Raw genomic sequence first — 10,230 nt, 5'->3', positions numbered from 1 at the left:
GTACACCCGCAGGGGCTCGAACCCTGGACACCCTGATTAAGAGTCAGGTGCTCTACCAACTGAGCTACGGGTGCATCGCCTTTTGGCTTAAGCGGGTGCAAAGGTACTAACTTTTCGTGAGACCTCCAAACTTTTTTCGTACTTTTTTGTTCTGCACCAGCAAAAAAGGCTGTTTCATTCAGAATATGCTATGTGGACATTGCGTTTTTGAATGATTTTGGTGGTGGGAGTGCCATTGACGGTGATGTGGTCTTCGGGCTCGTCGCTGTCGCTGCCGTTGTCGCACGCCCAGCTTTTGAGGCAAGAGGCCTGGAAGGTGCCGCCGCTGACAATGATGCCATTGCTGGCCTTGACAGCCTTGGGCTTACCCAACTGATTGCCACCAGTGGTGGTGACAAGGAGTTTGCCGCCCTGGAACAGCACTTGCTGATCGGAATTGATGCCCTTGCCGCCATCGCCGCTGCTGGTGATGGTGAGCTGACCGGCCGTCATCTGGAAGAGGCTATCGCAACGGATGCCGGCACACGAGGTGGTGTCGGTGATGCCATCGACGGTCTCGATGAGGCAGTCGCCAGTGGTGGTGATAGTGGTGGTGCCGCCTGCAATAGTGGTGCGTGCATCGTTCTTGATGCCGCGTGCGCCCTTGGCAGCCACGCTGACAGTAAGGGTGCCGCCATTGATGGTGAAGCCGTCGTTGGTCTTGATGCCATTGCTGCCTGTGGCAGCCACGTTGACGTTGATGGTGCCGCCCTCGACGACGATAAAGTCATCGCTGGCAATGCCGTTCTTAGCCTGTGCGTTGACCTGTAGGGTGCCTGTGCCGCGCAGGTATATCTGTCCCTCGCTAAAGAGGGTGGCCTTCTGCGAGATAGTGTCGCCCTTGAGTCCGAGAGCCATCTGATATTCGGCACCGTCGGCCAGGGTGTTGACAGTATTGGGGGCTGTGGTGACGATGAACGACTTGCCGCACTGGTTGTTGATGGCAGGGCCATGAGGATTGGTGATGCTAACGCCATTGAGCAGCACACCGACTTTCTTCCAGCTATAGATGAGCAGCGAGCCATCGGTAGTGGTGCCGCTGAGCTGCAGCTGCAGGAAACGGTTGGCCGAGGACTTGACGGTGACGTGGGCACCGCTGGCGCTGACATAGCCCCAGGCGTCGCCCTCGACGGTGACCTGGTCGCCCTGATAGTTGATGGCAATAAGGATGGTGTCGGTATTGGTGCGGTCGGCAAAATTGTCGTCCCATGTGTAGTTATCGTCGTTAGAGCAGGCCACGAAAGCGAGTGCAGCCAGCAGAAGCGTTGAGAGTTTCTTCATGATGAATGGTGGGGGTTAGAACTTGTATTTGTAACTGAGACCCAGCAGATGGCTGCTGACTTCGAAGTCATCGTCGTCGGAATTGACCTTCTGATAGCGATAGGTGAGCGAGAAGGTGTGCTGCCTGCGATACTTATAGTCGACGCCCACCTGATAGCGCATCTTCTGGATGCCGCTGTCGTCGACAAACATCTCGACATTGGCAAAGGGGTCGAACTTACACTGGGCGATGTCGTACTCCACCTGCAGGCGGTTGCGCCACACATGCTTGCCCTTGCCCTTGACGGGCTTCCACGCCTCCTCATCGAAGTCGTATTTCTTACCCTCGGCTTCAGGGCGATAAGTGTACTGCCAGCGTTCGCGCAGCGAGAGGCTGAAGCGACCAATATCGTAGGAGCCGCTGAGGTCGACGTGAAAGCGATGGCGCGTGCCCCAGTAGCTGGGCGTCCACTTGTTGTAGCGGAAACCGTCGCTCTTCAGGTCCATCTCCTCCTTGAAGTTATCGCGCAGGAAGGCGTAGCCTGCCGAGGCCTTGAGCTTCTTCACAATCTTATACTCGGCATCCACAGCAACGCTCCAGCGGTCGCCTGTGCGAGCATTGTTACGTGAGCGGTACATGGCCTCTACGCCCCCACTCCACTGCTTAGACAGTTTTTTCTCGGCTGACAACTCGTACCACATACCGAAATCATTGCTCTGGGCTAGGAGACCTGCATGGGTGGCGAAGAGCAGCAGCAAGAGGGTGATTAGACGTTTCTCCATTGCGACTTGCGAACTGTGTACTGACCATCAACCTCATTAGCCTTGCCGTTGCCATCGTAGGTAACGCGCAGCACCACAGAGTCTTTCAGGAAGTCGATGCCTCCCACTTCTACCTTCTTAATTTTCAGACCTGTACGCTCCTCAAGGTCGGCAATGAGCTTTTCCTTGTTCTCGGGCTTGCAGAGCTCGGGACGGTCGTACTGGATAAGCTTGGTGTTCATAATCTTCAGGTGGCTCTCGCACACGAAGATGGCGATGACGGTGATGACGTCGATGATGAAGAGGCGGAGGAAGTCGCCCAGCACGTCAGGCGTGCTCTCGATATCAACCATAGCGTGGACCACTGAGAGGCATACTATAATAAAAAGGTATGTCATCTCGCGTACGGGCATGGTGTCGGTACGATAACGCATGATGCTGAAGATGCCGAAGAGTCCGAGACCTACGCCCATGGTGGCCTTGCCGCGGTCCATTCCCATCATGAAATAGACGAGGAAGAAGATGGCGACGGAGATGAGCATGAACGTGAAGTAGAAGTCGCGGCGACGGGCCTTCTTGTAGTAGAGGCGGTCGATGATGACCCAGTTAACGACGATGCACACTAAGAAACGGAGAAGTGCGAAACCAAAGTCTCCAGAAAAGAAAGAAATCAGGTAATCCATTATTAATATTGTTTTATGTTTATTTGCTTGTTGGGGTTATTGCTTGCTGAGTATGCGTTCCACATCGCGCAGCTTCTTCTTGAAGCGGTGGACGGGCAACTGCTGGTTGGTGAGTGCGGCTCCCATGCAGTATTTGCTGAAGCCGTGGGGATGGATGTGCAACTGGCGCAGCATCTCGAGCACAGGCGAGAAGACCAGTCCGTCGCGTTTCAGCTCGATGATGACCAGAGGGCCCATGTCGCGGTCAACGTTGGTCTGCATATTATGAAACTGCAGGGCGGTGTCGATGGTGAGACGTTCGGTCTTGGCTTTGTTGACCAGGGTGATGCGTCGGAAATAATTGTGCATGTGGGGTATCAGCGTATCGACATCGAAGTGCAGGTGCGAGGCTAAGAATTCTCTTTTACCAACATCGGTTAAGTCCATGTCAGTCACCTCGATACGCTTCTTCTTGGTGCGTCCGTGATTGTTCTTGGTCTTCACCTCCATGAACTGTAGATGACTGCTGACGTAGGTGCGGAAGCGAATCTTCTGGCGGTTGGTGTGACCGCACTGGTGCTGACGATACATGGCGTAGTCGTTGGTATCGAAATAGGTGGTATCGTATAGCATGTTTCGCTCGCCGTCAATCTCCTGGGCGTAGTAGTCGTCCTGTGCCATCTTGAGCAGTTGCATAAGCTTGGGAAGCGTGGTGACGAACTTCGTATCCGTGCGATTCATCAGCTTCACACTACTCATTTCGGCCAAGGTGATTGGGGCAAAAGATGCCAATAAATGGTCCATAAAAAGTCTTTAGTTATCGTTTTGGTGGCAAAATTACACATTTTCCCACAAATAAGCAAATTATTTGGGAACTTTCTTAAGAAGTTCTGGACGGAGGCGCTTGGTACGCTCGATGGCCTGCTCCAGTTCCCAGTCGCGAATCTTGGCCTCGTTGCCGCTCAACAGGATGTCGGGCACCTTCCAGCCCTTGTAGTCAGCTGGACGGGTGTAGATAGGCGCTGCCAGCAGGTCGTCCTGAAAACAGTCAGACAGCGCACTCTGCTCGTCGCCAATGACGCCAGGCACCACACGCACCACGGCATCGGCAATCATGGCTGCCACCAGCTCGCCACCAGTAAGGACGAAGTCGCCAATGCTGATCTCGCGGGTGATGAGATGATCGCGCACACGCTGGTCGATGCCTTTATAGTGGCCTGCCAGGATGATGAGGTTACCCTTGAGCGACAGTTCGTTGGCCATGTGCTGGTCGAAGCGCTCACCATCGGGCGAGGTGAAGATGACCTCGTCGTAGTCGCGCTCAGCCTTCAGGGCGCTGATGCAGCGGTCTATGGGTTCGCATTGCATCACCATGCCTGCCGAACCGCCATAGGGGTAATCGTCAACACGGCGCCATTTATCGAGTGTGTAGTCGCGCAGGTTGTGAAGATGTATCTCTGCCAGCCCTTTCTTCTCGGCACGGGCCAGGATGCTTTCGTGTACAAAGCCCTCGATCATCTCGGGCAATACGGTGATAATGTCTATTCGCATTTCTATTTGTTATAAAATGTTTTGATATTCTCCAGTTGACGCTCGCCCATAGCACGACCAATGTCATAGACGCGCTGCATCTCGTCAGGATTGTGAGACACATGACCAATGGGCAGCGGCGCATCGGGACGGATGACCAGACAACGGCCTGCGTGCTCGGCCTCAGACACATAGTCGAGCTGGGCGTTGTACATCAGGTGGCGCTGGTCGAGGGCCTCGAGCAGGTTGGGATACTTGCGCAAGAACAGGCGCATGAGGGGCATGAGCTTATTATGCGTCTTGCGATAGCCTTGGGGCTGGGTGAGGATAACCACGTTATGCTGATAGCCCAGGTGCTCGAAATGCTGCAGGGGTATGGAGTCGGCAATGCCTCCGTCGAGCAGCTTATAGCCTTCGAGCTCAATCACCTTTGAGAGCAAAGGCATAGAGGCCGAGGCACGAATCCAGTCGTAGGTGGTATCGGTGACCTCGTTGAGCAGCTTATACACAGGCTGACCCGTCTCCACATCGGTACAGACGGCATAGAACGCCATCGGATTGTGGTTGAAGGCATCATCGTCGAACACGTCGTACTGACGGGGTATGACATGATAGCCAAAGTCGGCGTTGAAATAATTGCCTGTGGTAAACAACGAGTGCATGCCACTATAACGGCCATCGCGTGCGAACCGCTTATTATACCGCAAGGCGCGACCAGGCTGGCGCGACTTATAGTTGCATCCGAAGGCAGCACCTGCCGACACGCCAATCATGGCGTCGGGCCAGATGTCGTGCTGCATCATCACGTCGATGATACCAGCCGTGAACAGACCACGAAAGGCGCCGCCTTCAAGCACCAGTCCGCACTTTTTAGAGGGTCGCTCATCATTGGTCATACTGTGGGTTTTTGGATACTCCATATATATAATAAGAGGTAAGGGATTGCAAAATTACGCATTTTTTTTGAAAAATATTTGGTCGTTAGAATTATTTTACTTACTTTTGCACCCGATAATTCTTAGTAATAACTCATAAAAACCAAAATTATTGCCTATCGAAACAAAATTTACTTCATAATTAAAATTAAAGAATATGAAGAATTTTGAAGGAGTATCCGACGAACAGTTGGCATTACTCTACGTTCAAGGCAACAATCGTGCGTTCGATGAGTTATTGAGTCGCACACAGTCAAAGTTGTTCACCTATATCATGTTCGTGGTTCGCGATCATGATGTGGCTGACGATATCTTCCAAGAGACGTTTGTCAAGGCCATCACCAAGCTGCAGCAGGGACAATACACCGATTCAGGTAAGTTCCAGTTCTGGATTTCACGCATCGCCCACAACTGCATCATGGACTGGTATCGCCAGCAGCAGTCGAACCACATCACCGAGGTGAACGAAGACAACAACCTTCAGAACCTGAAGAGCGCATCGGTGATGGACATCTGTAAGGAGACGGAAATGGTGAACGAGCAGGTGCTGATAGACATCAAGAGAATGGTGGACCAGTTGCCAGCAGCCCAGCGCGAGGTGGTATATATGCGTTACTACCAGCAGCTGTCGTTCAAAGAGATTGCCGACCTGACAGGTGTCAGCATCAACACATCGCTGGGCCGCATGCGCTACGCACTCATCAACCTGCGCCGCATGGCAAAGGACTACCAGATTGAACTGGCACTTTGTGGATAAATTTTCGAAATTTCGAAATGTCGTAATAACGAAATGTCGTTATAACGAAATAACGAAATAACGACGAGTTTAAAGCGCCCTGAGAGAACGGATTGTTCCTTCGGGGTCTTTTGCCTTGAAGACGTAGCTGCCGCTAACCAAGACATCGACACCAGCCTGAACAAGACGCGGAGCTGTTTCACCCTGCACGCCACCATCGACCTCGATGAGGGCCTTTGAACCACTCTCGCTGATGAGACGGCGCAAGCGCTGTACCTTCTGGATGGTGTTCTCGATAAACGTCTGACCACCAAAGCCTGGGTTCACACTCATCAACAGCACCATATCGACATCGCAGATGATATCCTCGAGCACGCTGACAGGTGTGCTGGGGTTCAACGTGACACCAGCCTTCATGCCAGCCTGGTGAATCTCCTGAACGGTGCGATGCAGATGGACGCAAGCCTCCTGATGCACATTCATCATCATGGCGCCAAGACGGGCCGTCTGACTGATGTAGCGCTCAGGCTTCTCAATCATATAGTGCACGTCGAGGGGCTTCTTGCAGGCCTTGGCCACAGCCTCAAGGACAGGAAAACCAAAGGAGATGTTAGGGACGAACGTGCCGTCCATCACGTCGAGATGCAGCCAGTCGGCCTCGCTGCGATTAATCATTTCTATGTCACGGTCGAGATGCAGGAAGTCGGCCGCCAGAAGCGAAGGTGAAACAATCGTCATGTTCTTTGTTTGCTTTAAATTCAGACTTTACATCTGTTAGTTCAGACAATACGCCTGCTGGTTCGAGACACGATAAGTGTATGCAATCTGCTTGATCAACTCAATCGTTTTCTTACTCGGATTCATCTCTTCGTAGGTAAAAATCTGCATAGGCATTTGCTTTTAATGTTACTTGTTACATTATAGTAACGCAACGCCTTGCAGTTTATTATATCAAACCACAGAATAATTTTCAATATCTTTCATCCCGTTCAGAAAAGCCTGGGCATCCATGCGTTTCTTACCAGCCATCTGCAACTCGTCAACCTGCAGCCAGCAGTCATCGCAGGCTATATAGAGGTGCTTGCGATCGGCACGCAGCGTCCCTACCCCAACGCCAGCATTCTCGGCAGTCTTGGTGGTGCGGAATATCTTGAGTACCGTGTCGCGGCCATCGGCATCGCGGAGGGTGGTCCAGGCGCCAGGATAAGGTGACAAGCCGCGAACGAAGTCATAGACTTTCTTTGCGTTTTGGTGCCAGTTAATCTGACAGGTCTCCTTGAAGATTTTGGGAGCAGAATTGAGTGAAGAGTGAAGAGTGAAGAGTGAAGAATCGTCTTGCGCTATCGTCTTTGGTTGACCGTCGGCGGCGATGATAGCTTCGAGGGTGTCGAGACAAATCTCGGCTCCTAAGTGCATCAGTCCGTCATAGACATATTCCACGTTGGCATCGTCGGGAATGGGGAAATGCTTCTTCATAATGATGCGGCCCGTGTCGATGTCGTGGTCCAGGAAGAAGGTGGTCACACCTGTCTCCGTCTCACCATTGATGACGGCCCAATTGATGGGTGCTGCACCACGATACTGTGGCAGCAAAGCGGCATGAACGTTGAAGGTGCCGTATTGCGGCATGGCCCACACCACCTCGGGCAACATGCGGAAAGCTACCACCACCTGCAGGTTGGCCTGGTACGAACGCAACGTTTCCACGAAGGCAGGGTCTTTCATCTTCTCTGGCTGCAGCACGGGCAGGTTATGCTCCAGGGCGAACTTCTTCACCTCTGAGGGCTGCAGCTCGTTCTGATGACGGCCTACGGGTTTATCGGGCTGAGTGACCACAGCCACCACATTATATTGGTTATCAACCAATGCCTTCAGGGTCTCCACCGCAAACTCGGGTGTGCCCATGAACACGATTCTCAAATCACTTTTATTCATATCTTTCTTTACTTTTAAGACTAAACGGCTTAGTCTTCACTCATATCAGCCACCATCTTTCTGTACTGCGTATATACGCGACGGCGAGAGATGTAGCCCGTCAGGTGTTTCTCCTGATCGAGCACAGGAAGCCACGAGGCCTGGGTGTTCTCGAAGGTCTTCATCACCTCAGACATAGGCGACTGGTCGCTCAGCACGGCAGACGGTTCCTGCATTAGCTGACTGGCAGTAAAATGGTGGTATAGTTCTGTACGGAACACGATATTTCTGATTTTGGCAATGTCGATCTCGCCCAACAAAGTACCCGCAGCATCGACAACAGGCACCACACGACTGCGTGTCTGACTGATCTTACGAACAATATCAGCCAGGTCAGTATCTGGGCCTACAGTCATATAATCACGGTCTATCACGCTGTCAAGCTGCATCAGCGTCAGCACAGCATGGTCTGTGTTGTGCGTGATGAGCTTGCCCTGCTTAGCCAGACGCGAGCTGTAGATGCTGTGAGGCTCGAACAGGATGATGGTGAGATAGGAGCAAACAGAGACTATCATCAGCGGCAGGAAGAGCGAGTAGCCGCCTGTGAGCTCAGCAATGAGAAAAATACCCGTCAGCGGCGCATGCATCACTCCCGACATCACGCCAGCCATACCCATGAGGGCAAAGTTCTTCTCAGGCAGATAGGTACCAATCTCGTTGACATTCCAGAAGCGCGAGAAGAAGAAGCCGCTGAAGCAACCAATAAACAACGAAGGTGCAAACGTACCACCACAGCCGCCACCACCATTAGTAGCCGAGGTGGCAAACACCTTGGTGAGCAACACCAGCGCGATATATGGCAGCAACATCTCGGCCTGTCCAGAGAAGAGTGAGTTATTCAGGATTGGTGCCCAGTCGGCCTCAGAGGCACCATTCAACAGCAAGTTGATAGGTCCGTAGCCTTCGCCATAGAGCGAGGGGAACAGATAGATGAGCAAGCTCAACAGGGTGCCGCCAATCACCAACTTCACATAGGGTTTGTCTTTGAAGCGTGCGAAGATATCCTCGCAGAAGCCCATGGTACGGATGAAATAGAGGCTCACCAGTCCGCAGAACACGCCCAGCAATATACATCCAGGAATGCGCTCTACCGTCCACGCATTGTCGAGATGGAAGGTGAACAGCGCCGCGTCGCCACTAAAGATATAGGTGAAGCAGGCTGCCGTCACACAGCTGACGAGGATAGGCATCAGCGAGGCCATCGTCAGGTCAATCATCAGCACTTCAAGGGTAAACACCAGTCCGGCTATAGGGGCCTTGAAGATACCAGCGATAGCACCTGCGGCACCACAGCCCACCAACAGCATCAACGTCTTGCTGTCCATCTTGAACAGTTTTCCTAAGTTCGAGCCAATAGCCGAGCCCGTCAGCACGATAGGTGCCTCAGCACCCACAGAACCACCAAAGCCGATAGTGATGGCCGAGGCGATGACACTCGACCAGGTGTTGTGCGACTTCAGTCTGGAACGGTTCTGACTAATGGCATAAAGGATGCGGGTGATGCCGTGCGAGATGTTGTCCTTGACCACATAGCGCACAAACAGCGAGGTGAGATAGATACCCACCACAGGATAGACCAGATAGAGCCAGTTGGAAGAGCCAGCATCGAACGAGCTGGTCAGCAGATAGACAATCTGATTGATAATCCAGTGGAGCACGAAGGCTGCCACCGCACAGAAGAAACCTACAAAGAAGGCCAGTATCAGCACGAACATCCGTTCGCTGATATGCTGTTCACGCCACTCATGCAGGCGCACAAACCATGTGGGAGCTGATGATGCAGAAGAAATATCGATAGAAGAATCTGCCATCGTCAGCTTATGATTTCAGCAAGTTCTCGAAGAAATCGTCCAGGTCCTTGTCCAGGTCCTTCATCAGTTCTGTATCGATAATCACCGTGTCGTCGTCAACCACATAGAGCTCGGCAACTGCCTCACGGTCATCGTCTTCCAGCACAAAAGCGTAGGGTTTCAAAATGGATAAGTTCTCCAACAAGTCCTTATCGGCTTCGATACCATTGCGCAGTATCGTGGTGACCGACTCGTAGAAGTCGTCATCCTTGTTGTCCATCCATTGCTCTATCACACAACGGTTCAGTTCCTTGTCGTCATCGTCAAAGAACAGCATCTCGCCTGTTTCCTGAACCACCCTGATGTGTATGTCGGTCAGCACCGATGCTTCCTGGTCTTTGGGGAACTTCTCAGACACTTTTCTGAAGGCTCTCCCTATTTGTTGGAGTGTTTGTTCTGTTGCTTTCATATACGCTTTCTCTCTATTTTTCGTGCAAAAGTATCAAAAAAGATTTGTATTTGCAAGCGAATAGACATAAATT

General features: G+C 52.2%; 11 protein-coding genes and 1 tRNA gene. 1 reads left to right on the top strand and 11 read right to left on the bottom strand.

Going from position 1 to position 10,230, the window contains the following annotated elements; all coding sequences use genetic code 11:
- Position 1 precedes the first annotated feature (1 nt).
- From Q0R57_RS10595 to Q0R57_RS10565, 7 genes are all read right to left on the bottom strand, one after another.
- Positions 2-74, bottom strand: a tRNA-Lys gene (locus Q0R57_RS10595).
- Positions 75-174: 100 nt separating this feature from the next.
- Positions 175-1,320 (bottom strand): carbohydrate-binding domain-containing protein, encoded by a 1,146-nt coding sequence (locus Q0R57_RS10590; RefSeq protein WP_294747197.1) that lies wholly within the window; start codon positions 1,318-1,320, stop codon positions 175-177.
- Positions 1,321-1,335: 15 nt separating this feature from the next.
- Positions 1,336-2,082 carry a DUF2490 domain-containing protein gene (locus Q0R57_RS10585; protein WP_294747194.1) on the bottom strand — a complete coding sequence of 249 codons (747 nt, stop codon included), beginning with the start codon at positions 2,080-2,082 and terminating at the stop codon, positions 1,336-1,338.
- The gene (locus tag Q0R57_RS10580) at positions 2,067-2,744 is read right to left on the bottom strand and encodes a DUF4956 domain-containing protein (protein ID WP_294747192.1); all 678 of its coding nucleotides are present in this window, start codon (positions 2,742-2,744) and stop codon (positions 2,067-2,069) included. The genes Q0R57_RS10585 and Q0R57_RS10580 overlap by 16 nt, the downstream gene beginning before the upstream one ends.
- Before the next feature lie 36 nt (positions 2,745-2,780).
- Positions 2,781-3,527 carry a polyphosphate polymerase domain-containing protein gene (locus tag Q0R57_RS10575; RefSeq protein ID WP_294747190.1) on the bottom strand — a complete coding sequence of 249 codons (747 nt, stop codon included), beginning with the start codon at positions 3,525-3,527 and terminating at the stop codon, positions 2,781-2,783.
- Positions 3,528-3,587: 60 nt separating this feature from the next.
- Positions 3,588-4,274, bottom strand: coding sequence for a tRNA (guanosine(37)-N1)-methyltransferase TrmD (gene trmD / locus Q0R57_RS10570; RefSeq protein WP_294747188.1), 687 nt, complete (start codon positions 4,272-4,274; stop codon positions 3,588-3,590).
- 2 nt (positions 4,275-4,276) lie between these two features.
- Positions 4,277-5,173: a patatin family protein gene (locus tag Q0R57_RS10565; protein ID WP_294747186.1), complete on the bottom strand. Its 897-nt coding sequence runs from the start codon at positions 5,171-5,173 to the stop codon at positions 4,277-4,279.
- A gap of 172 nt (positions 5,174-5,345) precedes the next feature.
- On the opposite strand from Q0R57_RS10565, the gene Q0R57_RS10560 reads away from it, so the two are divergent.
- A complete protein-coding gene (locus Q0R57_RS10560) occupies positions 5,346-5,945 on the top strand; it encodes a sigma-70 family RNA polymerase sigma factor (RefSeq protein ID WP_294747184.1) in 600 nt (199 codons plus the stop codon).
- Positions 5,946-6,014: 69 nt separating this feature from the next.
- Here Q0R57_RS10560 and rpe read toward each other — a convergent pair whose 3' ends face one another.
- From rpe to Q0R57_RS10540, 4 genes are all read right to left on the bottom strand, one after another.
- Positions 6,015-6,662 carry a ribulose-phosphate 3-epimerase gene (gene rpe / locus Q0R57_RS10555; protein ID WP_294747182.1) on the bottom strand — a complete coding sequence of 216 codons (648 nt, stop codon included), beginning with the start codon at positions 6,660-6,662 and terminating at the stop codon, positions 6,015-6,017.
- 213 nt (positions 6,663-6,875) lie between these two features.
- The gene (fmt, locus tag Q0R57_RS10550; RefSeq protein WP_294747179.1) at positions 6,876-7,859 is read right to left on the bottom strand and encodes a methionyl-tRNA formyltransferase; all 984 of its coding nucleotides are present in this window, start codon (positions 7,857-7,859) and stop codon (positions 6,876-6,878) included.
- A gap of 29 nt (positions 7,860-7,888) precedes the next feature.
- Positions 7,889-9,709: a chloride channel protein gene (locus Q0R57_RS10545; protein WP_294747176.1), complete on the bottom strand. Its 1,821-nt coding sequence runs from the start codon at positions 9,707-9,709 to the stop codon at positions 7,889-7,891.
- A 7-nt stretch (positions 9,710-9,716) separates the two neighbouring features.
- Positions 9,717-10,157: a hypothetical protein gene (locus tag Q0R57_RS10540; RefSeq protein ID WP_294747174.1), complete on the bottom strand. Its 441-nt coding sequence runs from the start codon at positions 10,155-10,157 to the stop codon at positions 9,717-9,719.
- Positions 10,158-10,230: the final 73 nt, after the last annotated feature.

This window comes from uncultured Prevotella sp., assembly GCF_946407605.1.
Lineage (GTDB): Bacteria > Bacteroidota > Bacteroidia > Bacteroidales > Bacteroidaceae > Prevotella.
This window is presented reverse-complemented; position numbering and strand designations above follow the sequence as displayed.